At 49.0% G+C, this 25,312-nt stretch carries 22 protein-coding genes and 3 pseudogenes; 15 read left to right on the top strand and 10 right to left on the bottom strand.

Annotated features, from left to right (window positions below):
• A pseudogene (locus AC52W5_RS08920) lies at positions 1–190 on the bottom strand (PAQR family membrane homeostasis protein TrhA); the annotation flags it as partial.
• 367 nt (positions 191–557) lie between these two features.
• Between AC52W5_RS08920 and AC52W5_RS08915 the strand changes: the two are divergent.
• Together AC52W5_RS08915 and AC52W5_RS08910 are read left to right on the top strand one after the other, a co-directional pair.
• Positions 558–758 carry a hypothetical protein gene (locus AC52W5_RS08915; protein WP_495670744.1) on the top strand — a complete coding sequence of 67 codons (201 nt, stop codon included), beginning with the start codon at positions 558–560 and terminating at the stop codon, positions 756–758.
• Between the two features lie 778 nt (positions 759–1,536).
• The gene (locus AC52W5_RS08910; RefSeq protein WP_495670743.1) at positions 1,537–1,719 is read left to right on the top strand and encodes a hypothetical protein; all 183 of its coding nucleotides are present in this window, start codon (positions 1,537–1,539) and stop codon (positions 1,717–1,719) included.
• An 11-nt stretch (positions 1,720–1,730) separates the two neighbouring features.
• Here the strand turns inward: AC52W5_RS08910 and AC52W5_RS08905 are convergent, their stop codons facing one another.
• Complete coding sequence (locus tag AC52W5_RS08905; protein WP_495670745.1) at positions 1,731–4,394, bottom strand: MMPL family transporter; 2,664 nt, start codon at positions 4,392–4,394, stop codon at positions 1,731–1,733.
• 450 nt (positions 4,395–4,844) lie between these two features.
• Here AC52W5_RS08905 and traD point away from each other — a divergent pair, with 450 nt between their 5' ends.
• Both traD and AC52W5_RS08895 read left to right on the top strand, forming a co-directional pair.
• A complete protein-coding gene (gene traD, locus AC52W5_RS08900) occupies positions 4,845–5,309 on the top strand; it encodes a conjugal transfer protein TraD (RefSeq protein WP_495670742.1) in 465 nt (154 codons plus the stop codon).
• Between the two features lie 2 nt (positions 5,310–5,311).
• The gene (locus AC52W5_RS08895) at positions 5,312–5,893 is read left to right on the top strand and encodes a hypothetical protein (protein WP_495670741.1); all 582 of its coding nucleotides are present in this window, start codon (positions 5,312–5,314) and stop codon (positions 5,891–5,893) included.
• A 366-nt stretch (positions 5,894–6,259) separates the two neighbouring features.
• On the opposite strand, the gene AC52W5_RS08890 is transcribed toward AC52W5_RS08895, so the two are convergent.
• Both AC52W5_RS08890 and AC52W5_RS08885 read right to left on the bottom strand, forming a co-directional pair.
• Entirely contained in the window at positions 6,260–6,673 is a 414-nt protein-coding gene (locus tag AC52W5_RS08890) for a type II toxin-antitoxin system VapC family toxin (RefSeq protein WP_495670740.1), read from the bottom strand.
• Positions 6,670–6,924 carry a type II toxin-antitoxin system Phd/YefM family antitoxin gene (locus AC52W5_RS08885; RefSeq protein ID WP_074748399.1) on the bottom strand — a complete coding sequence of 85 codons (255 nt, stop codon included), beginning with the start codon at positions 6,922–6,924 and terminating at the stop codon, positions 6,670–6,672. The genes AC52W5_RS08890 and AC52W5_RS08885 overlap by 4 nt, the downstream gene beginning before the upstream one ends.
• 217 nt (positions 6,925–7,141) lie before the next feature.
• On the opposite strand from AC52W5_RS08885, the gene AC52W5_RS08880 reads away from it, so the two are divergent.
• Positions 7,142–7,429 (top strand): ribbon-helix-helix domain-containing protein, encoded by a 288-nt coding sequence (locus tag AC52W5_RS08880; RefSeq protein ID WP_495670739.1) that lies wholly within the window; start codon positions 7,142–7,144, stop codon positions 7,427–7,429.
• 258 nt (positions 7,430–7,687) lie between these two features.
• Positions 7,688–8,677 carry a tyrosine-type recombinase/integrase gene (locus AC52W5_RS08875; RefSeq protein ID WP_495670738.1) on the top strand — a complete coding sequence of 330 codons (990 nt, stop codon included), beginning with the start codon at positions 7,688–7,690 and terminating at the stop codon, positions 8,675–8,677.
• Positions 8,678–8,958: 281 nt separating this feature from the next.
• On the opposite strand, the gene AC52W5_RS08870 is transcribed toward AC52W5_RS08875, so the two are convergent.
• From AC52W5_RS08870 to AC52W5_RS08855, 4 genes and pseudogenes are all read right to left on the bottom strand, one after another.
• The gene (locus tag AC52W5_RS08870) at positions 8,959–9,912 is read right to left on the bottom strand and encodes a hypothetical protein (RefSeq protein ID WP_495670737.1); all 954 of its coding nucleotides are present in this window, start codon (positions 9,910–9,912) and stop codon (positions 8,959–8,961) included.
• Positions 9,909–10,079 carry a hypothetical protein gene (locus tag AC52W5_RS08865; protein WP_495670736.1) on the bottom strand — a complete coding sequence of 57 codons (171 nt, stop codon included), beginning with the start codon at positions 10,077–10,079 and terminating at the stop codon, positions 9,909–9,911. Before AC52W5_RS08865 ends, AC52W5_RS08870 begins: the two co-directional genes overlap by 4 nt.
• Positions 10,080–10,150: 71 nt before the next feature.
• Positions 10,151–10,359, bottom strand: a pseudogene (locus AC52W5_RS08860) (transposase); the annotation flags it as partial.
• Between the two features lie 17 nt (positions 10,360–10,376).
• Complete coding sequence (locus tag AC52W5_RS08855; RefSeq protein ID WP_495670735.1) at positions 10,377–12,419, bottom strand: caspase family protein; 2,043 nt, start codon at positions 12,417–12,419, stop codon at positions 10,377–10,379.
• A gap of 145 nt (positions 12,420–12,564) precedes the next feature.
• On the opposite strand from AC52W5_RS08855, the gene AC52W5_RS08850 reads away from it, so the two are divergent.
• Together AC52W5_RS08850 and AC52W5_RS08845 are read left to right on the top strand one after the other, a co-directional pair.
• A complete protein-coding gene (locus tag AC52W5_RS08850; RefSeq protein ID WP_495670734.1) occupies positions 12,565–16,584 on the top strand; it encodes a caspase family protein in 4,020 nt (1,339 codons plus the stop codon).
• 75 nt (positions 16,585–16,659) lie between these two features.
• Positions 16,660–17,478: a hypothetical protein gene (locus tag AC52W5_RS08845; RefSeq protein WP_495670733.1), complete on the top strand. Its 819-nt coding sequence runs from the start codon at positions 16,660–16,662 to the stop codon at positions 17,476–17,478.
• 231 nt (positions 17,479–17,709) lie between these two features.
• Here the strand turns inward: AC52W5_RS08845 and AC52W5_RS08840 are convergent, their stop codons facing one another.
• Together AC52W5_RS08840 and AC52W5_RS08835 are read right to left on the bottom strand one after the other, a co-directional pair.
• Positions 17,710–18,519, bottom strand: coding sequence for a fibro-slime domain-containing protein (locus tag AC52W5_RS08840; protein WP_495670732.1), 810 nt, complete (start codon positions 18,517–18,519; stop codon positions 17,710–17,712).
• Between the two features lie 611 nt (positions 18,520–19,130).
• Positions 19,131–19,895: a PEP-CTERM sorting domain-containing protein gene (locus AC52W5_RS08835; RefSeq protein ID WP_495670731.1), complete on the bottom strand. Its 765-nt coding sequence runs from the start codon at positions 19,893–19,895 to the stop codon at positions 19,131–19,133.
• A gap of 173 nt (positions 19,896–20,068) precedes the next feature.
• Between AC52W5_RS08835 and AC52W5_RS08830 the strand changes: the two are divergent.
• From AC52W5_RS08830 to AC52W5_RS08800, 7 genes and pseudogenes are all read left to right on the top strand, one after another.
• Positions 20,069–20,260 (top strand): annotated as a pseudogene (locus tag AC52W5_RS08830) (HNH endonuclease signature motif containing protein); the annotation flags it as partial.
• A gap of 42 nt (positions 20,261–20,302) precedes the next feature.
• Positions 20,303–20,593 (top strand): hypothetical protein, encoded by a 291-nt coding sequence (locus AC52W5_RS08825; protein ID WP_495670746.1) that lies wholly within the window; start codon positions 20,303–20,305, stop codon positions 20,591–20,593.
• A gap of 53 nt (positions 20,594–20,646) precedes the next feature.
• A complete protein-coding gene (locus AC52W5_RS08820) occupies positions 20,647–21,627 on the top strand; it encodes an ABC-three component system protein (RefSeq protein ID WP_495670730.1) in 981 nt (326 codons plus the stop codon).
• The gene (locus AC52W5_RS08815; protein ID WP_495670729.1) at positions 21,596–21,844 is read left to right on the top strand and encodes an ABC-three component system middle component 8; all 249 of its coding nucleotides are present in this window, start codon (positions 21,596–21,598) and stop codon (positions 21,842–21,844) included. Before AC52W5_RS08820 ends, AC52W5_RS08815 begins: the two co-directional genes overlap by 32 nt.
• A 235-nt stretch (positions 21,845–22,079) precedes the next feature.
• Positions 22,080–23,624: a DUF2326 domain-containing protein gene (locus AC52W5_RS08810; RefSeq protein ID WP_495670728.1), complete on the top strand. Its 1,545-nt coding sequence runs from the start codon at positions 22,080–22,082 to the stop codon at positions 23,622–23,624.
• Between the two features lie 88 nt (positions 23,625–23,712).
• On the top strand, positions 23,713–24,816 hold the full coding sequence (locus AC52W5_RS08805) for a CFI-box-CTERM domain-containing protein (protein ID WP_495670727.1): 1,104 nt from the start codon (positions 23,713–23,715) through the stop codon (positions 24,814–24,816).
• A complete protein-coding gene (locus AC52W5_RS08800; protein WP_495670726.1) occupies positions 24,813–25,196 on the top strand; it encodes a hypothetical protein in 384 nt (127 codons plus the stop codon). The genes AC52W5_RS08805 and AC52W5_RS08800 overlap by 4 nt, the downstream gene beginning before the upstream one ends.
• The last annotated feature ends 116 nt before the right edge of the window (positions 25,197–25,312 follow it).

The raw sequence follows: 25,312 nt of genomic DNA, 5'->3' as shown, positions 1-25,312 counted from the left end.
GGTAAAGAAATATGGTCGTTGCGGAGAAGAGAGTCACACCAACAACAAACCCATCGTTTCCATGCCGTGCCGCCTGCGTGATGAGAAAGGGAGCTCCGATGAGTGCCGCGGCAAGACCAATACCATGGCTAATGCTGTTGGCAATTTCTTCTCCTTGCGATTGCTCACGACTTAGGGGGGTAAGCGGCATGATTAGAAATCCACATGTTGCTCAATCTGATTTTGTTGTTTCTCTAATATAACTCACCTTAAACGTCAGTCGCGTCTTCCAGGGTGGCGCTAAATTGGTAACCGCAATCGGATCAAGTCCGGCCGGACGGCCTCCATGAGACAGCGTTTGTCCTGAGTCCCGGGCGTGTCGCTGTTCACATCGCTTAAGTGGATCTCGACATGGGTAACTTGTTCTTCGAACCGGCTCAATATCTTACGGCCGATCCAACACGCGGGAAAGTTCACTATCCACCTCAACGCAGCTACCACTGTTTATCTGAACTTGCGCGATGTGCCCCATTTGCTTTTAAACATCGCCTGTCCACTGACGCATAGCAGAGGAGCCAATGTTTGGGGCTATTGCCACCATCGAGTGGAAACCTGCTCAGAACCTCAAGCTTCACAGTCACCCTCGGGTTGGTCGTTATCAAAAACTAGTTGAATTTATGGGAGGAGAAATCGGCGTAGAAAGCGTTGTCGCGGTGGAAAGCGCGTTTTGGATTGAGCTACCGTCGGTGGAGTCGCCGCAAATCAAAGGTAGCAAGTAGTGGGGCAACGAACAGACGGTGGGAGCATTGTTCAGTAATCTAAACGGTTTTCCTTTAGGAAATCATCAACGGTCCGAATAAACGAGGACAGCTTTTGATGATTTTAATAATCCACAGTGCGTGCCCGCGATCAGGATCAAGCTCAAAGGGGCGGTTCCCAATCCCGGAATTACCTTTCAATCAAGGAGTCACTCTCTCAAAGAGTGCACCCATAAGAGTGCACCCATATGTTCAGTTTGCGATCGATATTTGATTCGAGACCGGCTCAACCGGTAGTTTCCAAAGCAAGTATTGAACCCAATCGATCTCTGGCTTTTGCAGGTATTTCTGAGCCCTTCCACTGTATGTACGAGATACAGGATGAAGGTAGAGAAGGTCTAGTCAAACTGATATTTACCTTCGAGTTGCTGGAGATGAAAGTATTCATGCGACCCTTCGAGCGACTAATACGCATTGCGGCTCAGCATGGGGCTGAGCGAACGGTGCGTAATATAAAAAGGTTGATCGAATCGATGCTGATACTGCCAACTGACATAGCGGTACAGAGAGCTATCCAATCACCGCTATAGGACAAGAGCCTGATGGGTAAGTCGCAAAGCAGACAAGTCTGGCATCGCTCGGATAACTTGGCATCGGAAACCTATGACAGTCGCGCTACCTCTCTGAGGTGAATATCTGGTCACCCTACCTCTCAAGATGTGATTTACGGTCTCCAGCTTACTCTCACCTCTCTCGAAGCAGCTAGAACAGCTGTCAATCAATGAACCAGGAGGTGTTCATGTTGCACGACAAATGGCTTACCGCGAGACTGGCGTATCTACGTGGCCTCAAAGCACCACGCGAACAACAGCAACAGCTCCTGTTGTTGGCAGACGAGCTCAAGCGCACTGACGCGGACTCGCGTATCCTTGCCGCCAAGCATCATTTTTTTACGTTCTACCAAACAGGGCTGAAAGCATGAGTATTGACGTTCTATCCTACCAATCGAGGTTGCGAACGTACCTCGTTTTCCTTGTCCTTTAGCACCAATTTGCTAAGCGCGGGAAGGATGATAAACGTACATACCATGATCCAGAATATGCCTATAGTAATAATCAAACCCATACTAGCAATGCCCGGATGCGAGGAGAATGCTAATCCCCCAAAACCGGAGGAGGTGGTAAGAGCCCCATAAAATATGGCTCTAGCGGTGCTGGATTGATAGATATCGCGAGCTTCCGCAAGCGAATGGCGCAGCCTTACAAGCATGTGAATGCCGTTGTCAACACCTAACCCTAGTAACAGCGGCAGGGCGATGATGTTGGCAAAGTTAATGGCAGTGCCGGTGATCGTTGCGCTTGCCATGGTAAAAAGTCCGGCTAGTATGAGCGGCGTCATAATCAGTGCAGTATCCAGAATGCTGCGCCGGATAGCGAGTAATAGTAGTGCGATGGCAACCAGGGCGATTACAACAGCTTTCTGAAAAGCCTTGATAACCTCTCTCATGGATTCCCAGTAGATGATGGGTAGGTCCGTGGTTTCGGGAGCGATTGATTGCACTTCGGTGATAAATTCTTCCAGATTGGCTAAATCGTTCAGGTCTTTTTTTGGAAAGATCTGGATGCGATACAAACCGCCCCTGCTTAGCCATTTATCCCTAATGTCGGGGGGCAGGTCAGACAGTGTGATTGTTCTGGCTTTCAAGCTGACTGATAGATCGTTCATCACAGCCGGTAGCGTGCCGAGCAGCGCGGTCTGGATTTTTTCAATGAACATCTCCCGACTGGGTTGGTACCGTGTATCAAGCTCGATCAGAATATCCTGCAATTCCTTTTTTAAGCGTGTGAGTGAAGTGCGCTCCTCCATATTCGATTTTTCGGGCAAGATGGCATCGATAGTTCCAATCAAGCGGGTGATCTGCGGGCGCGGGTCCCTATCCGCTTTGAGCTGAGGGAAGTTCTGTACTTCCGCACCAAGCATCAGTCCCATTTCTTCGATCAAGGCCAATTTTTTATCCTGGTCGGCAGGTTGAAGGTCAAAAAGACTGACCGTTTTATCAACTGAAGGTAATGCCGAAAGCTTTTGTTGCAAGATTTTGGTGCTGCTTTCATCCCTGCTCAGGACAGTCAAGGTCAGCGGAGTGGTTTCCTCGTCCTCCATTAATTTTTTGAAAGCGATAACAGATTCGGTATCGGGATCGCGAAGATTAATCGGATTAAAGTCTGTTTTTACATTGAATGCCAACACGACGGAGATCAGGGAGATAACAAGTGTTACAAGGGAAATCGGTTTGGCGTATTGAAGCGGCAAAGTTGCCAGTTTCTTTGAAAGCTCCGAAGGAGCATGAGGACCTTTTGCCGATCCGAATTTTGTCGGTGCTGGCAAAAGTTTTAACAATGCCGGCAAGGCAACCAACGTAACTGACAGGGAAATAAACAGGCTTGTTCCTGCCAGCAGGCCAAGCTCGGCAACGCCTTTGTAATCGGTCGGTATAAAAGCATAAAGCCCGATGGATGTAGTACCTGCGGCCAATAGGAGTGAGGGAGCTATTGTCATTAAAGTCACACGTAGTGCACGTTCTTTACGGTGACGATTCAGCTTATCCCGATAGCGTAAGCAGAAGTGGATCGCATATTCCACGCCCAACCCGACATTGGTTACTGCAAACGCGAGTGAAATCAGATTTAATTCTGTTACGGAAAAGGCCGCGAATGCCCCGCAAAAAATTACTCCTAAGGCTAGAGTTATCAACGTGGCTACCGTCAGCAAAATGGAACGGTAAGCAATCACTAAAATAAACAACACCAGTACAACTGAGAAAATACTGGCGGTAAAAGTGCCGGTACTAATGCCTGCCAGCTCATCATCTTCAAGGGCGACTTCACCGGTAACCCACACCTTGACAGCGGGGAGATAGGGATCCTGAATGCTGGCAATTGCCTTGTTGATGGACTCAATCGCATTTTTCGCAGGACGGATATGTGAGTAATCGAATTTAGGCGAGACAATAATAAACTCCTTACTGGAGTGTGTTTTCTTCCCAGAAATCATCGATTCCCAGGAAAGCAAAGCGTTTTCGCCATTGATTACTTTATCTAAAGCCAGCGTGACTTTATGGGTTAGCGAGGTTAGATCAATGGCTGCAGTACGAGTCGTGTCTCCGGACTTTAGCGCATCCTCTAAAATAGAAAAAAAACCTGTTAGATTGGTTTCCTGAGCGATTCTGCCGATGAACGGCTGGGCGAGCGACAGGCTGTTGGATAAGCTCTCCAACTCGTCGGTATCGAGATAAAGCAATCCGTTCTGACGGAAAAATTCGTTGTCGTAGGGGATATAGGCCGAATTGAAATGATCTGTGTTGTCGCGGAGCAGGCGCAGTAATCTTTTACTGGCGGATTTGGTTAGTTCGGGCGTGTCCGATTCAACCACCAGCAAAAGCGTGTGCAAATCCTGTGAAAAGGCTTTCTCATAAGAGCGGCTGTGTTGCTGGAAAGGTGCATCCGGTGCGATCAGTCTGGTGGTGTCTGTGTTTATGCGCAAATGACCGAGCGCGTACTGGAAGGCCAGGATACCGAGCACAACCAGTATTGACAATGCGGTAATCGGATGGCCGATTGTCCAGTTTCGCCAGAAGGTGTAAATGCGGGATCTCGGCATAATCACCGGGCAAATTCCTCGATTCCCAACTCTGATTGAATCTTTTCTCTCAGATTAACAGGACGACATAGTCATTCAGCACGAAGGTAGACGCTGCTGGCGCACTGGTATCAGCGGCAGCATTAAGCAGAGGGAGCAGGCTTTAGCCAATTATTTTGTCCATCCTTAGGAGAGCGGTACGTTCGCTACCGAACCGAATGGACGAAATCCATGTACTCAGATCCAAGGGCTGGCGAACCGTACGTAATATCAAAAACCTGGTCAAGATTGACGCTGACACTGTCAACTGACATAGCGGTACAGAGAGTTATACGATCACTCCACCATCGGACAAGAAGATAGCCTGGTGGGTAAGTCGTAAAAGAGGATTCCATTCCCAGCTTATTTTTGATTCCCTCAACCCCAAGGTAGCTGGAACGGGGCTGCCGATCAATGAACCAGGAGGTATTCATGTTGCACGACAAATGGCTTACCGCGAGACTGGCGTATCTACGTGGCCTCGAAGCACCAAGCGAACAACAACAACAGCTCCTCTTGTTGGCAGACAAGTTCAAGCGCACCGACGCGGACTCGCGTATCCTTACCGCGTTAATTAAAGCGGAGGCCGCGGCCGAGCGGGCACAAAGGGCAAAGGCGGAAGCCGCCCGCCTTGCGGCAAGGGACGAGGAAGCAGCACGTATTTTGGAAGCGATCAATAGAGAGGCGGCCTCAAGAGAGCGTGACCAGGAGCTACACAATGCTGCCGAGTTGCTGATTCTGGCAGGTCTCGTGGATTCCGAGACCCGTGCTCCGGTATTCGATCGAGGGGAGCTACTGGGTGCCCTGCTGGGACTGGCAAACGTGCCGGCAGAGGATCCTAGAAGACGGGAATGGAAGCGTGCGGGAGATGCATTGCTTGGTGAGAAAACAAAATAAGAATGCTGCGCAAGAGAATTGTGGGAGGCAAGTTTTTTTCACAGCCTGATGTGCGAGCTCAAAAAGGAGAAACAATATTGGACGTTTTTTACTACTGGAAAGAATTTGAGGACAATGTCAAAGAAGATATGCTGGGCCTATTCGTTTCCAGCCGGGAGCAACTTCAAAAGCTGGAAGGCCGTCCTCCTGATTATATTTGGGTGTTCATCATTCCAAAAAGATATGAGGGACAGCGGGGTAAGGGTGATTACAAGTTGAAACTCCTTGCCACCTTAAAATGGTCTGATACATCACCTCGTGGATTGAGATCAACGGGAAAGAAAAGACCAATGTCAGACATTTACTATGATCCTGAAGCTGCCGATTCCATTCTCTATGAAGATACTGAGTCCGTTGAAGCGCTCGACCTTGTTACTACCCTAATAAGGTTGAAATACCCACGAGCGTTCAAGCCAAGGTTTCGTGGTGCGAATGGCGTACAAGTTATGGAGAAGGACCTTGTGGACAAATTTCGCAAAGAAACTGCTCATTATCCAGGTACGCAATTCTTAACTGGAATAGCCGAACTCAAGAGGTCTAAGTAACGAGTATGACGAAGAGAGGTGGAACTGTCCTGCAGCATGATTGAGCCATGCAATGGATGGCTGACGAAGCGACATGGCGTAACAACGAGCAGGACATTAACCAGGGAGCATGACTCGACTACTTCAAATGACAAGGTCGCTGTTAGCAGCCCTTGTCATTTGTGGATGAACCACTAGTGTGGGTATGAAGGAACGACCACTACCAACAAGATTTGGCTGTACCAGGATCAGCTGGGTAGTGTCATCGGCAGTGGTTATTTCGGAATTTGATCCTTCAGGTCGGCATGACCTGTTACCTTTGCGACTCCCTTTCTTTCGTACCTACGCATCAGGCATATCGTTACCTATGAATGGATATATATCCACTTACTGACCGAGCAGGGTAAGGCCGAGCACGTCCCCCGCGGCACGCAGCTCCTGATCCAGTGTTGCCAAAGGAAGTTCGAGTCGCTGGGCCAGTTCGAGATAGGCGGCATCATAGAGGGTGAGACCGCACCGCTCGGCCAAACGCAGTGTGCTTGACCAAGCAAAGGTGTCTGTATCCGAATCGATCGCGATATCCAACAGCCCCAAATCTGTCAGGGCCGCATCTCGAAACTCTTTACTAATGCGTCCTCGCCTGACTCCTCCTTGCAGACTGTTTGCTACTTCCAAACGCCAGAGCGATGGCACTCGTGCACCGGCAGAGACAACCTGGTCAAAAACTTTCTGGGTGGCAGGGCTCAACTCGTCACTGTAGAGCCATGCCAAGGTGACTGAACTGTCAAGTATCAAGCTCACGTACGGCCTTCATCACGATAGACTTTCCATTCCTGCCAGTCAAAAGCGCCACCGTGCTTTAGGGCAACTGCTCGGCTACGGATGCGCTTGGCAGCTGCCACCGCCTTACTGGAATCATGAAGAGGGGTATTCGGAATTAATCGGGCCACGGCTTTGCCATGGCGGGTGATAATCACCTCTTCACCGTTCTCCACCCAATCGAGCAACGTTCCTAGTTTGTTCTTCGCCTCGAAGGCTCCAACTTCACGCATTTGATCTCCACATAAGCTAGACTATACATCCAGCTTATCATGGGAGAATGGTTCGATCAATAAAATGATTTATCGTGTTTCCAAAGAAAATTGCCTCTCCCCTCTCGCTATTTTTTACCCATGATAACGTATTTTATCATGGGTAAAATCTTGCCAGAGATTCAGCTCGAGAGTATGATAAAGTATGATCATGAAGAAGCTGTTATCCGGGGACCCAATGACCGAACTCGAGCGCCTGACCATCACGCTCACCCCGGAACTGACAGAGACGATCAAGGCTGCCGTGCTTGAGGGCGACTATGCCTCCGCGAGCGAAGTGATCCGCGAAGCGCTGCGCGACTGGAAAGTCCGGCGCGAGCTGCGGCACGAGGAGCTCGCGGCACTCAAGGCAGATATCGACCAGGCCCTGGCGCATGTTGCGAACGGACAGTTGGGCGAGTTTAATACTGATCGGATCGTCGAGCGCGCGAGGAAACTGGCGGGCTCACGCAAGCGTTCGGGCTGACCAGATCGACGTGAATACGTATCTATATGACAATGGTGTGCATATATATATCGGAAAAAAATTGGCAGGCGCAGCGTACAGTTTTTACCCACCAGCGCGTCTGTATTGCAGTCACTGTGAACTGTGATGGGAACTGGATTGAGAGCGGCAATTCTCGCTCCCTATCCACATGGTTGACATTGATTGTTCGCACATCGAAAAATATACCCATATTATCTGCATGGATAATAGCTTACTTGTTCCTCAGGATGAATTGGCATGAGTGAAGAACTGATGGTCTCCCCGACCACCCCCGCTGCACCTGCCTCCGGCAGCGCTTTGACTTCGGCGCAGTTTCGCAAGCTTGCCGAGGTTCCACCCGAGATCGAGTGGTTCGCCAACATCGACAGCCGGCAGACCCGGCGCGCGTACCAGAACGACCTGCGCGGCTTCATGGCTTTTGCTGGCATCGACAGACCGGAGGACTTTCGTGTCGTCACCCGTAGTCACGTGCTGGCCTGGAGAAAGAGCCTGGAAGAAGAGCAACTGGGAGGTGCTACCATCCGCAGGAAACTGGCCGCACTCTCGTCCCTGTTCGAGTACCTGTGCGAAGCTAATGCGGTGACGCACAATCCGGTCAAGGGGGTGAAGCGGCCGCCGGTCGAATCCTGGCAGGGCAAAACCCCCGCATTGGGCGATCCTCAGGCACGGGCTCTGCTGGAGACGCCTGACCCCAAGACGCTCAAGGGCAAGCGCGACCGGGCCATTCTCTCCGCCCTGCTCTACCACGGCATCCGGCGCGAGGAATTGGCCAAACTCAAAGTGAAAGACTACAACCAGATGCGCCGTGGGGTTGCGCACCTCCGCATCAAGGGCAAGGGCGGCAAGATGCGTTTCATTCCCACCCATCCGGGCACACTTACTCTGATCGAAGAATATCTGGAGGTCGCAGGCCATGGACCGAGTCCCGATGCGCCTTTGTTTCGGCCGGTCAAGAACAATGTGCACGGCCATACCCTGACGGCACTCACGCCCGATTCCATCTATTTTGAGGTGGTGCTGAAGTATCTAAGGAAATTGGGGATTTTTGGGGAGAACATGGGGCCGCACGTGATGCGGGCGACTGCTGCGACCAATGCGCTGGATAACGGAGCGGATATTGCCAAGGTGCAGGAATGGCTGGGGCATGCCAACATTGCCACGACCCGGATCTATGACCACCGAAAGACCCGGCCGGAGGATAGCCCAACCTTTAAGGTAAGTTATTAAAATTTTAAAAATGATTCTTCGCATCCCATCTCGGCAATTACACCGTAGGGCAACAACTATCATCGAAAGGTGAAGCTGTTATCCACGTAATCGGAAAAGTAAGCTTCTTTCTCGTGGATGAGGGCCTGAAGCTACCACTAATCGATCTGACTGTACCAATGGCGGTTTTTATTTTGTTGTTCTCTCCTTTATCCTTGTGCTGCACTTAAATCGACTTCTCACCTCTTGCATTAGCAAGTTCTCCAGACGAAGCTCTTTTGGGGCAGCGTCAAACATTTTGTTCATTTATTATTTTCAAACGAAAACCTTTTTTTTAACTTTCGTTTTATCAGAAAAAGAAGCAGCGCAAAAAACAAAGCGGTTGAGACTCCCCAGAACTGCAGAAATTTGTCCCAAAAAACATTGCTCAGTTGTTTGGTGTGTTCTTGAAATACTTCCTCACTATCCACAATAACTTCAACTTGTAAAGTTTCTGTCGCTTTAGGAACGGCTGCCCCACTACAATTGGTGGAATCAAATAGGTTTATATCTGCTCCGACATTAAAAGTTCCTAGTTTTGTGGGCTTTAACTTAAACCTTACCACAGAACCAGTAGGATCAATTCTCATACAAATGCTCTCTAGTGGCTCTATCTCAAAAGCTGGAGCAAATGCCGTAATTTTAGCTGTTTGGCCAACCCTAGGAAGGATACCTTCTGCTCGCCTCATATAGCTTGGAAGCCCTGGACTAGTGCCGGGATTACCAATCCAAATTCTCAGCTCACCGGGAGGCCCAGGCATTTTGATTTTCGAATCGGCGCCTAATATGACTTTATAATCATTTATTTCACGTATGGCACTTCCAGCCACGCCTGTCCCAGTGCCAGCAGAGCCGGATGTCGCAACGGAGGATTTTTTACCTGGGACAGGAATATCCTCAACTTCATGAGGACTTATTGGCTCATCAAGGTTGTGCACAATACCTGGGAGGGGGGAAGAAGCTAATCCTCTATCAAGCATTTCGAGGGGAGACGTGATCACTACGCCGTTTAGTGCGCCTGATGCCCCAAGAGCTGCGCATGCCGCAGTGCTACCACCTGCCTTTGGGCATAATAGTGCCCCGCCAGCGCCGATAGCGGCCATGATACGTTCGCGCTCGGTTATGGTGATGCTATTAAACGTCTCTGACTGTCGCAGTCCGATAACGGCACAGGCCGGTAAGAAAGTTATTAATAGTATTCCAACTACTAATTTCATGTTAATGAAGTGCTGACGAGATAGGTAGCCTGCAACCGGTTTAAAGCGGCGACCACATGTTCGTTTCGCAAGTGCTGACCCGCGTCGATCACCAGCACTTCCTTGCTGAAGACATCGATAATGGTTAGCGTCCGAAACTTCATGCCATTGGCTAGCTGGTCCGCCACAAAATCCATACTCCATGCTTGGTTGGGTTTGGTCGTTTTATCTTTACCTGGCGTGTCACGACCATCTTGCGGCGCTTGAGCAGTTTCGAGCGAAGCTGCAACTTCTTTTCGTTGAGCTCTCGCACCTGATCCGACTGCATTCCCGCGTACTGCTTCTTCCAGCGGTAAAACGTCTGTTCCGAAATCCCCACTTGCCGGATCAGATCCTCCATCGGCATTCCAGCCCCGTTTACTTTAATCCCACTACGATCTGTTCTACTAAAAACCGCTTCTTCTTCATGGCAAACACCCCTCTTTCTAAGGAATGAAGCTTGAAAGAGGAGAGTTTTTATCCTCTTTCTCCACCCTTATTGCTTTTTGAACCGTGACCCAGCTGTCCATGTCAATAGATACAGGTGTAGCTGCCTTTGCTCCCCGCAACGCGGTCGCGAGAAACTTTGCAAGCGGATCAGTTGTTCTGACTATTTCTTCCGATGCAGACCGAATGGGGCCTAGTGGGAACAACGAAGGGTCAATAGGCTTTACCGTTGCAATCACTTTCAACACATCCGTTACTGCAGACTGACCTCGTGGCACGAACATCTTGAGTCGCTCTTGCAGTTTCTTTCCGGCAGGCAGCTGCTGCTGCTCATTCCCTGGATGTGGATAAAGAAGCGTCACACTACCGTCGCTAGAAACATCTAGGACATAGATATACAAAGGATGACTATGTCTGTTCTCCACGCTGTAGGACAATACCGTCCCTGATGAAACTGTGGCAGGATATGGAGTACTTGATAAATCCCTTATTCGCCAAATATCAAGTCCCACGTTGATGCTGGAACCGGGATTCTTCAGATCGAAGATGACCAGCCAATGCACGAGATCCTTAATCTGATTAGTCACACGAGGAACTATATCTGCCTCGCTGGCAAGTACTGGAGGTACAAGCCACTCAAGATCGCCGCTTTGAACCATGACCTTTCCATTTTTTTCGTTAACTATCAAACGTGCATCGGTCATATCCTTGGCGAATGTGATTGCTGGCATTTTCGTCAAGGCTGCCTTGACACTTGAAAGTTTCCCAGAGGGTCCTTTAACATCGATAAAAACTGGTATCGATGTGTCGCCAAAGGATATCGCCTCAAGAAGTGCTCTGGACTGAGGTTGAATCGGTCCCCCTTCCGTAATCTCAGCCTCAGCCTCGAAATCCGTCGCATTCTTTATTTTCAAGGTGGCCACAGATTTTGTTCTATCAAAATCGGCAGTTCGAGGGGGATAGACTTTCAGCACCGACTCCTCGCTGACGCCAAAAACTTTTCCCGCATCTACTCGTATGTCCTTACCTCTACTAGGCTCGACCAGGACGTATGGTTTGACGTTGATCTTGTCGACTCCGAAAACGACGAGATCCTGTCCCGGTCCCTCTATCTGTGGATGCTGGCTAAGGAAGCGAGCGGTGACCTCGGCTTTAACCTGGTCCATTATGTCGCGATAAGTAGTCCTGTCTGGAGCCGCTTTCAGGGCTGAGGCAAGAAACCAGGTCAGCACCCCGTGCTGTCGCCCCTCGAATGATGTCTCATTGGATAATTCCTTTGCTAGTGAACCGGAGATCAGTACATAATCCAAATTGTTGGACCGAAAATCCCCCATACTCTCTGCTCCTCGTACACTCACCGCAGAAGCAATGGCAGATGGAGGTTTGCGGGTGTCTGGCTCGATTTTACGAACACTATTGCCTCCGCGGGTAGCGGCTCCTGAATGACAGCTATCAAAGATAAAAGTGACATTCTTCGTCTTCCTTGAGAGTTGCAACAGTAATTCGTTGATTTCGTCGTCGGTGATGTCGTATATCCCGGGCGTGCGGCTATCATGGGGCACTAACGTTTCATCGAGTTTATCCACTTCATCACCGGAAGCATCTTCCATCTGGGAGCCATGCCCACTGAAATGCAAGATAACGACGTCATCTTTGCCCGTTTTATCAATGAGATGATTACTGATCGTGTCAATGATCGCTTCGCGCGTTGCCTGCCCGTTCTCAAGTACCTTAATGTTTTCCGGAGCAATCCCGAACTTCCCGATCAAGAGTTCACGCATCAACCGAACATCATTCACAGCACCTCTAAGTGGGGAAACACTCGGTGATTTGTATTCATCAATCCCAATAAGCAGTGCCCGCTTCTCTGGTTTGCTGACCTCACGATCTGTCGCGAAACAAGTACTTTGAACGATAACCATGATCACAAGGAGTAATTTCAAAAGATAAGAGGTGCTATTAGGCATAACTGATGAGCTTCCTTTCTTCTTGAGCTTGATTATTTGTTCTTCCCTTGGCTGATAAATGGTGTTAGCTCTCAAACAGGGACATTTACGCCTACTCTTTCTTGATGCGCGTACTTGTGTTGTTTGCTGATACGTCAAACACATAATCTTGTCCTCCAAATTATATCGCTTGACGAATGAAATATAACTCAAGAACTATTTACACATGGTTGAGGGTTAGATGAATAGCGCGTTTCACCTCAAATGGTTTTATCCTGCATCTATTGTAATCATCAGTCTAGTTTTCTTTGTCATGACAAGCGAACGCTGTCTCGCTAACAGCGTGCGGGATAATGATGTAGCCTCGGCGCACTTGGTAGTTCAGCTAGGTCACGGAAGTGCAATCAATTCCGCAGTATTGTCCGTGGACGACCAACTCGTATTGACTGCAAGCGACGATGGCACGGCGCGACTTTGGGAAACAACCACGGGACGAGAATTGCGACGCTTCGAGGGTCATGGCGATTGGGTTAAATCCGCCACATTCTCTCCAGATGGACAGAGCGTGCTGACTGCAAGCAACGACGGGACCGCTCGTTTGTGGGAAACGAGCACAGCGCGCGAACTGCGGCGATTCGAGGGTCAGGGTAGGATTATCTCAGCTGTATTTTCCCCCGATAGTCGCTTCGTGCTGACAGTTAGCAGTGTTGATAAGTTCGCAGAGCTTTTGCAGAAAAAGGCTCTGCAGTCTTTAGCTGACGATGAGTCTGAAGCCGACGATGAGTTCGAAAACGATGTGGATGAGGCACTTGTTGATGTTAACGTACAATTGTGGGACGCGGCCACCGGGCGTGAGCTGCGGCAGTTCAAGTTTACAGGCCACCGGTATTTCCCTGGCGGCACAGCTGTTTTTTCCCCCGATAGTCGCTCCGTCCTGACCGTAGCCCACAATGGGACCGCAAGCCTGTGGGAGATTAAGACGGGACGTAAGCTACTGCAACTCGGGGGACATAGTAATCAAACTTCCTTCGATAAACGTCCGCTTGCCACCTCCGCTGTTTTTTCCCCTGACGGTCGCGCTGTCCTGATTGTTGGTGCTGGTAGCGCGCGACTATGGGACATAGATAACGGGAGGGAGTTGCGGCGCTTCGGTGGATGCAATGATCAAAATCCTTCCACTTTGCCTCCTATTATTGTTACTTCCGCCGTCTTCTCCGCGGATGGGCGTACTGTCCTGACTTCTGGCTGGGATATGGCTTCGGCATACTCGGGGGCACCTGCCGCACGGTCCCAAAGCGGTGAGCCATTAATTAATATGACTATATGTCTTTGGGAAACCACCACGGGACAGAAGTTGAAGCGATTTGGGCGGCAAAGCGATAGGGCTACCGGCTCCATGTTTTCGAGCGCCAGTCTAAGGGCTATTTTTTCCCCCGACAATCGCGCTGTTCTTACCACCTCTATCGATGGTCCGCGTTTGTGGGAGATCGCCACAGGGCGTGAGTTGCAGCGTTTTGGGGAACCGAACGATCAAACCACCACTGCTGTGTTCTCTGCGGACGGCCATACCATTCTCACGGCAAATCACAATAGAACTGCACGATTGTGGGAACGAGCCACCGGGCGTGAGTTGCGGCGGTTTGAGGGACAGGGCGCTGAGGATAAACCAGCTCAATTTTCGGATAGCGATGGCCGTGCCGTTGACCCGTCAATTATTTCTATATTGGAGGAAGGGCTGGCTGCGGGGTTGCGGCGTTTCGTGGGCCAAGGAGGCGGAATTACCTCTGCCATTTTCTCAATCGACGGTCGAAATATACTGACTGGAAGCAACGATGGAACCGCTCGCCTTTGGGATACAAGTACTGGGCAGGAGGTGCGGCGCTTTGTTAGGCAAAGCGGTGGAATCAATTCGGCAGTTTTCTCCCCAGATCGCAACATGATTCTGACGTCAAGCCTTGATGGCGCTCACTTATGGGAAATGACTACAGGAAGGGAACTGCGAAGCTTTCGGGGGTCAGGAGTTACTACTGCCACCTTCTCCACCGACGGCCGCGTAATTCTAACCTCAAGCTGGGATAAAACCGCACGTTTGTGGGAGACAGTTACGGGCCGGGAATTAGGGGGTTTTAAGGGACATGGTAGCTGGATTACTTCCGCTGCTTTCTCTCCCGACAGCAGCACCGTCCTGACAGCAAGCTGGGACCAGACCGCACGCTTATGGGAAACGACCACGGGACGCGAGCTGCAGCGCTTCGAGGGTCATGGAGATAAGGTTGCTTCGGCTGTATTCTCCCCCGATGGCAGCAAGATCTTGACCGCAAGCGCGGACAAGACCGCGCGCCTATGGGACGTGGCCACGGGACGCGAGCGGCGGCGTTTCGAGGCTCATGGAGATAAGGTTGCTTCGGCTGTATTCTCCCCCGATGGCAGCAAGATCTTGACCGCAAGCGCGGACAAGACCGCGCGCCTATGGGACGTGGCCACGGGACGTGAGATACAACGTTTTTCCGGAAGTGGCGGACTTAACTCGGCTACGTTTTCCCCTGATGGCCGCTTCGTTATAACTGCTAGCATCGATAGGACAACCCACATCTGGAATTCAGCAACAGGCGAAGAACTTGCCCGCCTTGTAAGCCTTGATAGCAAGACTTGGGTTGTTACCACACCAGATGGACGTTTTGATACTAATAATCTGGAAGATATCAAAGGCCTGCATTGGGTCATGTCTGATGATCCAATGCGCTCTCTACCCATAGAAATCTTTATGCGAGACTATTATGAGCCGCGATTACTGCCTAGGCTATTAGCGGGAGAAAAACTCCCAGAAATCCCATCAGTGGCGTTACTTAATCGTGTCCAGCCTAAGATCAAGATCAATCGTGTCTGGATTGAGGATGAAAAAGACGGCCTAGTCGCCATAACGATTGAAGTTGGGAACAGTACATCAGATATCAAGCGAGCAGATAAACAAGCGGAGATGCAGAGTGGCGTGTATGACCTCAGGCTATTTCGCAACAGGCAATTGGTGGCCCAGTTTCCCGAACCCGCTGAAAGAGGCAGATATGGAGAGAAAAATCGCGAAGAGGAACTCGTCGAGTGGCGGAATGATCATGAAATCAAGCTAGATCAAGGGACTGGTAAAAAAACTATTACCTTTCGTGGTATCCGCCTTCCCCGCAATACCGATCTCAAGGAAATAGAATTCTCCGCCTACGCTTTTAACGTTGATCGCGTCAAGAGTACAACTGCGCGGATAACCCTCGATATCCCGAAGAAACTTACTTCGCGGCAATCTCGAGCCTATGTTGTGGCCGTCGGAGTCAATGGTTTCGAGCGTAACGCTATGAATCGCCTTAGTTATGCTGCGAATGATGCAAACGGGCTCAGTACCGAACTTAGTAGCAGACTCAAGGATGTCAAACATCCCGAGACGGGGAGGTTGTTATTTGGCGATGCCAATGTGATCCCCATCACCTTGATCACCGACTTCGGGACAGGTGATCAGAAAGACAAGTTCGTCATCAATAATGGCACCAAAGGCCGCATCAAAGCAGTAATTGAAAAACTGGCCGGCAAGTTGGTTAAAGATGATCAGTTGATGGGAGTAGTCAACGCCGATCAGCTACATCCGGCGCGGCCGGAGGATCTGCTAGTTCTTGCTTTTTCTACGCATGGGGATACCGACCGGTATGGACAGTTCTATCTCATGCCTCATGATTTGGGTATGAGCAAGGATGAGAGGGATATACGCAAAAATGCTATTTCCAGCGAGGAACTCTCGGAATGGTTGCGCACGCTGGATGCTGGCGAACTGGTGATGATAGTGGATGCTTGCCATAGCGCGGCAACAGTGGAGAGTAAGGAATTCAAGCCTGGTCCTATGGGCAGTCGGGGCCTCGGGCAACTTGCCTTCGATAAAGGAATGCGAATCCTAGCGGCGAGCCAGCGGGATCAATATGCGCTGGAAACTGAGAAGACGCAGCAGGGCCTGTTGAGCTATGCGTTGGTAAGGGAAGGTCTAAAGGATAGTGCCGCAGACTTCAAACCCAGGGACACTCTCATCCAGCTTTCTGAGTGGCTCAGCTATGGCGCTGAACGAGTGCCCAGCCTATACCAAGACTATCGAAACGGGAAACTTAAAGCGCGTGCGGCGGCTCCCCTTGATAGGCCTGAAGGAAAAAATTTCATTTCCATTCAACAACCAGCCTTATTTGATTTTGCACGGGGACGCGATACATTCATTCAAACAACTAACCGCTAATTTATAGCTTTACTTCAATCAATTAGCTTTTAATAAAATTAGCTCTTTCACACATTATCGTTTGTAGGAAGCGCAATGAAACATTCAGGCCTCAGTTTTCTTTTATGGATTAGTTTTGGGGTTTTTGGTTTTGTTTCAGTCAGTCATTCTGCAGGTTTTGAAATATTAGACAATCCAAATGCCTCAATTCCCACCGCCGCTTACCCCAACACCCTCCCTCACTCCGGGCATATTTTTCTGGCAGCGGGGAATAATCCTTATTTACCTAATCTCGATGAGGGGGCAGGTTTTAATGCTTCCAATTTTAATTCCTCTGATTTTATTATTCCCGAATGTGACAACAATTATAAAGCCACTCCCGAAATGCAGGCGTGCATGAAATATCTGGCCACTCCAAGGGAGAGTTTGCAAAATGCATATTCTGCACAATTCGAGGAATGCGTCAAGAAAGCAATATTGAAACAGACCGACCCAATAAAGAAGCAAGAGAAACCCCAGGAATGCGAAGATATCGAGGATATCGAAACCATGCAGCAGTTCTGGGATAACAAAAAGATTAAAAATAATTTCGCAGCATCGAAATATATAATGGAAAATCAGCGGTTTTTAGCTATACATTCCTACTTAGTTCACACCAATGCAGCTGAAGCTGAGAACATTAAAAATCTTGCCATTCAACGGTGGATAGAAAGAGAGTGGATCAAGGAGAATTCTGGTCTACCTCCCTCAGATGTAATTTCTAAGCAAAAGGGAATTATTAAAAAAAATCCGATAATTGAGCAACTTGCTTTAGTCGAATATTATAAAGAGCAAGAGAACCAAGAAGATAAGGCAGAACAAAAAAATTTAGAAAATATGCCTGAGATTATTGAAGGACTTAAACGAGGACGATAAGGGTTAGCCTGGTTATTATGCAAGTGCTTACCCAAGAGATGGTTCAGCTCACTACGATTATGAATAATAACGTCCTTTATCATTCATAAAATGATCTCACTAAGGCAAGCTCTAGTGAGAGATGGCTTGTCTCCCGTTTCTTCTTATGCGAAACCCCTTCTTCAAAGATGAGTTTGCCGAAAACGCTGGCTGCATTTTTGTGAAAAAACCAATCAGGGGTAAGCTCAGTTACTAGGGACCGCGACGCTCGGCTATCTTCCGATGGCGCGATACAAATCCTATGAGGCCAAGACCCACCATAAACATGGCGTAAATTTCAGGCTCGGGAATGTCGGGAACGGGGGTCAGATTCAGGGATGTAGTAATAGAAAGGTTCGATTGAGTGGTATGGCGCTCGGCAAAAAAGAAATCAAATGAATAATTGCCGGCAACCTTATTAGGGCCAAAAAGTGTATCCAGGTTTACCGACTGGGATGCTGCGCCATGAACCCCACCCAGATCCACACCCAACTTCTTGTCGAAAAATACCCATACATCATCATCTCCCGTGAACGAAAACGTTTGCCCAGCTCCGGGCTGATAATCAAAATTGGCGCTTATCTGATAAGTAAAATGAAAGTTATGCCCCGAGCTCCCATAGTTACCTAAGAGTAATCCGTCAAGCGGAAAGAATGAATTGTTGGAATAGCTATAAATGCCGGAGCCAGGAGCTGTTTCATTCAAAGTAATGGTATAGGGAATACTAGGTGCAGCGGAACCATACCATTCAGCAAATGAGGCAGATGAGGTGATATATCCGGGAGGGCCGAAAGAAATTGCTGTAGGTGAGTTGCCAGTAAGTGTCGAGGCAACTAATCCAGGATTCACACCGCCGATACCTATCTCAAAATCTGGGTTAGTACTTCCAGGAACTAGAGGGCCGGGACTGAAATCACGAAGAACACCGTGAAGAGTCGTACTCGCGGCATTTGCTATAGGAGTTATACCCGCACTTATCGAAAAAATGGCAGCGCAGCTCGTAATTGAGACGAACTTTTTCATTACCTAACCTCCTTATTTGGGTTATTTGAGGGTGGCATATGAATAATGACAGAGCTCTCCATCAAAGTCATGTATTTCATTGCTTGGTCTCGCATACACCTGATGTGCTCCCCACCGCTCACGGAAGGCAGTGTGCTAATAGAATATTTCTGCGATTCCAGGGGAAGCGTGAGATGAGAATCAGAAATGATTATGGATGAGAACGTCCTAACTTAACTCGGCACGATGTTCATTTCTCCTGTCGAAAAAGACTAGAATCTTCCTCGGCAGAGCTCCGCTCCAAGTAGTAATTGAGGATTGGAATGGAAATGTCTCTGTACTCAGGAAAATGGGTCAGCTCATAGATACCCATAGCCTGCTGGGTTTCTACAAGCAGTTGGCCTGCTGCTGTACGCCAACTGCCCACTCAAACGCGCGATGAAACTGCTCAAATCGTTTTTGCTCTATGTCTCTTCGCCTTGCATCCGCCCATTGATACAGGCCGACTAGAAAGACAATTGCGGCACCTATTGGTGTTCCCCACTTTAAAAGAATGTCTAATTCCATAATTATTCTTGTGTACTCCCAAAAGAAAGCCACAAAGGAACTTCCTCTGTGGCTCAGGATCAAGCCTAAGCGATCTTGCAGCGACGTACCAAGAAGCCCATCAAGCTCAGTCCAGCTATGAACATGGCGTAGGTCTCGGGTTCGGGGATAGGACTTACGTCAGCTGTAATATGGAAGTTGTCCATCGCTGCATAACCACCCTCCAAGAGATCAATTCGTAGAGTTACGTTACCATTGGTATTGCCTATTGTACTGAGTGGCAGCGAGACCTCGGTCCAGTTGAATACATCACGCGGCGACGCTATACCAGAAACTTGCGCTACATCGAGGATCTTCCCAGAACCTAGGCCATTAACCCCATTAGGATTATCGTAAAGAGTGAATTCGAACGTTGGGGCAGCTCCAGGTGTAACAAACGGGCCCCCAAATACGCTGAGATCAATACTCGAGATATCCATGCGCACGTTCATAAACGGGTTGCTTCCAACATTAAAAGACAGCCCCAGCCAATCATTTTGTTCCGTGGAGAGCATCCCCAAGGCATAATTTCCACCCTTGCCAGAAGGGTCGGAGTAGCCATGCCCAAACGCCTGACTGCCTGTTATAAGAAGTGTTTCCACAGTATTTGTTTGCGCAAAACTGAACCCAGCCGGCTGATTGCCGTAGAGCTCATTTACCGGATTGAAGATATTGACATCGCCGCCATCATTCACAAAAGCTGCCGGATGCTCGAAATTCTGATCATACAAAGTCACCGCTGCATGTACGGGCGATGTAATGAACATTGTCATACTGAGACCAACAATTAGGGACGCTTGCTTTGAGTTCATTATTCTTCTCCTTTCTTGTGGTTTAAAAACATCTTCGATGAGGGTTGAATTCTCTCGCCTGCTAAGAAAGCTCATTGCTGAGCTTAACCTCGCTTATCATAATCCTGAATAGTGATTACCGGTAGAGGGAGGGGCGTGATGGTTAAACGGCCAAGGACCTTGTTCTCGACGCAATGAAACGCCGAAGCATTCCGAATACTACGGCAGTAAACGTCCTTACTGAGGCGGGTTATCGCTGCGCCGTGCCTACTTGTCGCGGAATCCTAGCGCTCGACATTCATCACATTGTCGAGGTTTCAGAAAACGGTGGCAATGATCAAGGGAACCTGCTCGCTTTATGTCCAACCTGTCACGCTCTATTCCATCGGGGAGAAATCAGGCGTGACTCCATCTATGCGTGGAAGGCAATGCTTGTTTCGCTTAGCCGTGCATTCGATACAAACACAATTGATGATTTGCTGTTTTTGGCAACGCCCGAGGCACAGGATTTGAAAATTTCAGCAGATGGTGTTTTAAAGTTCTCTAAGCTAATTGCCTCGGGATTAGCAACGATAGATCCTGCAATACGAAACTATAGTGTAAACAATTACCTTTACTTATACAGAGTAATACTTACTCCTAGGGGACAGCAGCTTATATCCGCCTGGAGATCTGGAGACAGAAGTGCTGTTGCTGCAATATTCGGCAATGCCACCTGAATTTGCCATTCACTATGGATGCCACCTAGTAGATTAGGTGAAACGAGGTGGTGATGAAATTCGCCTACGAAGACCTTAGCGATGGTCAGTTCGAGAATTTGATCGTGTTCTTGTGCCAGCGCCTGCTCGGGGTTTCCGTGCAGGGCTTTGCGAAGGGGCCTGACGGTGGGCGGGATGCAAAGTTCGTCGGAACTGCCGAGCTTCACCCGAGCAAGGCAGCTCCTTGGGTTGGCACGACCATCATCCAGGCCAAGCATACCAACGGTTACAACCGAAATTTCTCGGAATTAGATTTCTTCAGTACGAAGGCAGAAAACACTGTAATCGGCAAGGAAATCCCTCGTATCAAGAAGCTGCGTGATGCAAAGCAACTTGATCACTACATGCTGTTCGCTAACCGGCGCCTGGCTGGCAACGCAGAAAGCGTGATAAGCGAGCATATCGCATTGCAATGTGGCATTCCGGCTTCGTCGATCTACCTATGCGGTGTGGAGCAACTTGAAACTTGGTTGAAACGCTTTCCGGAGGCTGCGGAGGAAGCCGATCTCGATCCAGTTGATTCTCCGCTGATCGTCAGCCCAGATGATCTCGCAGAGATAGTGCAGGCTTTGGCACGGCAAAAAGAGGGCGTAGTGGCCTATTTTGATGATCCGCCCGTGAAGCGAGTGGACTACGAACAGAAAAATGCGCTGAACAATATGAGTGCAAAGTACGCCAAAGAACAGCGCAAGAAATATCTGAAAGAGACAACGCAGATTTGGGCATTCTTGGCAGCACCGGAGAACGTTGAGCTATTACGTATGTATGAGTCAGTGGTTGATGAGTTCCAACTCAAGATCCTTGCCAAGCGCAAGGACTACCAAAACTTTGACGAGGTGATGGAGTACCTAGTAGACCAGCTGTACAATCGCGATCCCGTCTTGCGGCAGCACGCCAACAAGCGCCTCACTCGCATTATGCTGTTCTACATGTATTGGAACTGTGATATCGGGGAGGTAGGCGATGCTGCGGCCGACCAAGCACTCCCATCCTGATCGCACAGTCATTAACGTATCGCTACTGCTGTTGGTGCGCCTGAAGGTGCGTCGCGTCGATGAATACGATGCGCTGCGCAAGTACGCGAAGAAGAGTGTTGTTGGCGGGGATGTGCTGTTTCTGCCTGCTCTGAATTTTCTTTATCTGATGGGCCTAATTGACTATCGCCCCAAAACTGACGCAGTGGAATACGTGGGGCCAAATGAAGCTATCTAAACTTTATTCAAACAAACCAGACCTGTTCAAACCCGTGGAATTTATCCAGGGTTTGAATGTCGTCATGGCTGAAATACGGCTACCTGAGAATCGCAGCAGGGATACTCACAACCTGGGGAAGACTACGCTGGGACGTTTGCTCGATTTCGGCTTTCTTGTAAGACGGGACGCCAAGTTTTTTCTTTTCAAACACCTTGATCTATTCAAAGAGTTTGTCTTTTTCCTAGAGATAGAGTTGGAAGACGCATCGTTCGTCACGATCCGGCGAAGTGTGGAAGAGGCAACGAAGATCAGCTTCAAGAAGCACGAAGTTGGGCATCAGGATTTTTCGACACTGCTGTCCACCGCGTGGGATCACCAGGATGTGCCGCTTGATCGCGCACGCGATTTGCTTGATGGATTACTCGACTGGCGCGCACTCAAACCTTGGTCATATCGGAATGTATTGGGGTATTTGTTGCGCTCGCAGGAGGATTTTCGCGAGGTATTTCAACTCAGGAAATTCGCTTCCAAGCATGCTGATTGGAAGCCATTTCTTGCTCACATGTTGGGTTTTAACGCGAAACACATTGCTCAGCACTACGAGAAGGAACAAGAGTTATCTAAGAAACAGGAAACTGCACAAACCATCAAGAACGAGCTGGGCGGGTCCATTGAGGACATCAGCAAGATCGAGGGTATCCTTCTGCTCAAGCAGAAGGATACAGAGAAGAAACAGAAACTGCTCGACGCCTTCGATTTTCGAGTACAGGACAAGGATCACACGAAGCAGTTGGTTGATGATATCGACGAGCACATCGCAGCACTTAATATCAAGCGCTATTCTCTGAACCAGAGCAAGAAGAAAATACTTGCCTCTCTGGAAGAAGATCAGATCCTGTTCAACCCCGACGAGGCACAACGCCTGTTCGAAGAAGCTGGTGTCTTTTTTACAGGTCAGATAAAGAAGGACTTTCAGCAGTTGATCGCCTTTAACCGAGCGATCACCGATGAACGCCGTGGTTATCTGCAGGAAGAGCGTGCAGAAATAGAAGCCGAATTGAAGAGCATCAACGCCGAACTCAGTGCTTTGGGAAAGAAGCGGTCGGACATGCTGTCGTTCTTGAGTGGCACCGACATTTTCGAAAAGTACAAGCAGGTCTCGGACGAGATGGTAACGTTACGTGCCGACATTACATTGTTGGAGCGCCAGCGTGGATTTCTGCACCGCCTGCAGGAACTGAGGACCGATATCAGGGCGTTGACCGAAGAGCGCGGCCATCTACAGACTCAGATTGAGGCTGATGTAGAAAAGCAGAACTCTGACCAGGACAGCTTGTTTTCGGCGATCCGGTTGTTCTTCAGCGAGATCGTCGAAGAGGTGATTGACCGGAAAGCACTGCTGAGTGTGTCGCCAAACCAGGCTGGGCACATGGAGTTCAAAGCGGAAATCCTCGATGAATCGGGCAACGCCACCAGTGCGGATCTAGGGCATACTTATCGTAAGTTGCTATGCATCGCCTTTGACATGGCACTGCTGCGCGCCCACCTTAACGACAAGTTCCCGCGCTTTGTCTATCACGACGGGGTGTTCGAGTCCTTAGATGATCGCAAGAAGGAGAACTTGCTGGAGGTCATCCGTCGGTACGCAGAGCTCGGCCTGCAGCCGATTATCACTCTGATAGACTCAGACCTACCTGTTCGCACCGATAACGAATCGGTGTTTACTGAAAACGAGATTGTCCTGACGCTACACGATGAAGACGAGCAGGGGCGCCTGTTCAAGATGAGAACGTGGTGAAGCCGTGTTCGGCTCGCAAAGTACGTTAAGGCTGTTCAAATCCCTGGAAGCCATCGGCGGTGCGTGAACAGTATCGGATGTGATCGATATGCAGCTCGTTGTCTTTCCGCAGAATGGCATCATCACCTGCCGAGGTAGGGCGGAACTGCTGGATGTAACGTCATTGTCGGCTTACAGCCGTAGTACCTTAGTCCAATTGTCTACTTACTCCGAAAACCTAGAATGGAGGCTTTCAGACTCTCATATAAGTACATTGGGATATTATAGAAGAGGATATAGAAGCTGGCGATCAAGAGGCTGGAGAGGTTCTTCAGAACCATCTAGATATAAAGTACTTTCCGAGCTTTTCGGTGCTGCAGTAGGGGAAATTCGTCATGCTTTTATGAATCTTGACGAAGACGCTCTTGACGAACTTTTCTCTGATTATGGCGCAATATACGGAGATTCGGCCGAAAAATATGCTCGCAACACCTTCCCGAAATGGAAAAGTCAGGTGACAAGTTTGTCTGGTCAAACGATGGAAAGGCTCGTTGAACTTGTACCTCCTTATCTCTCCCCAGCGCAACGCTTTTCAATACTTCAATCCGTTCTTAAGAAGCATAAAAAATCTGGAGTATGGCGAACCGTAAAAATCGACGTCAAGGAGCCTGGACATGGCTTCGCTGAAATACAGGAAGTACTTGCTTCAATGTCGCACGACGACACTCTAGTCCATCTACCCGAAAAGGTGATGAAGGCGGCTTCCTGGCTCTATGATGACGATATCACCGTAGCACGCGCGATGCTTGCTCAAGCTGAGCGTAGAGAAAATGACCTTCTACGAGAGAACGCGAGAAGGGAAATTGAATTACTAAGACGTACAATAGCTTCCGGGCAGGTTAAGACAGCATCCTATTCAGTTGAAATGCCGGCAGGCAGGTTAAATGTTATTGCCTTTACCCCTTCTAAATGCTTTGTTGCAACAGTTTGCTTTGGTGAACTTGGGCGTGAGACAAAAATTCTCAGGAAGTGGCGAGACCACTACTTGGTACACGAGAATTGGGGGAGAAAACTAATTATCTGGTATTACGAGAATGGGGAAACAATTGCTAATTTTTTTACCCGCCATCTAGTACTCAAGGCACTCGTAAAGATTTGTATTAGCTTTTTTGTGCGAGTGCTCTCGGTAAAATTTAAATGGAGCGTGACATGAGTGAGAAAAAGCTGCCAATACGGGGCGACAATAAAAATTCGGTTCAGCTTCACGATAATGGCTTGAAAGCCGGTTCTCTCATCGATCAGTCGCTGAGTAGACTCGATCATCAGCAGGTTGATAATTTAATGTCCAAAGCGGCTGAAGAGGCACTCCGGTTAGAAGTGAAAGGCCGTGAGCAAAACATGGACTATGTTTTGGGCAAGAAAGCTGTTGAGGATCATATAGACGCTTTCAACATGCTCGAAAAACGCGGGAGAAGTACAAGACAGTCGGTAACATCCGATATTAAAACTGGTGCAGGAAAGATGCATATTGAAAGCAAATCAGGGGCAACCTGTTTTGTTGCATCTGTAGCTTATGATGATCCTAATCTGTAGTAGTCGCGATCCCATCAGACAGTCCCCGATTTGACTGGTGCAGTTGTCAGATCAGATTCAACTGTTCAGTAAAGTGATTTTATCGTTCCACACCTCCTTTCCGTCAATTAATGTTT

The organism is Nitrosospira sp. CT (assembly GCF_059489795.1).
The sequence above is the reverse complement of the archived record's forward strand: the minus strand, read 5'-3'. Positions and strand labels throughout refer to the sequence as shown.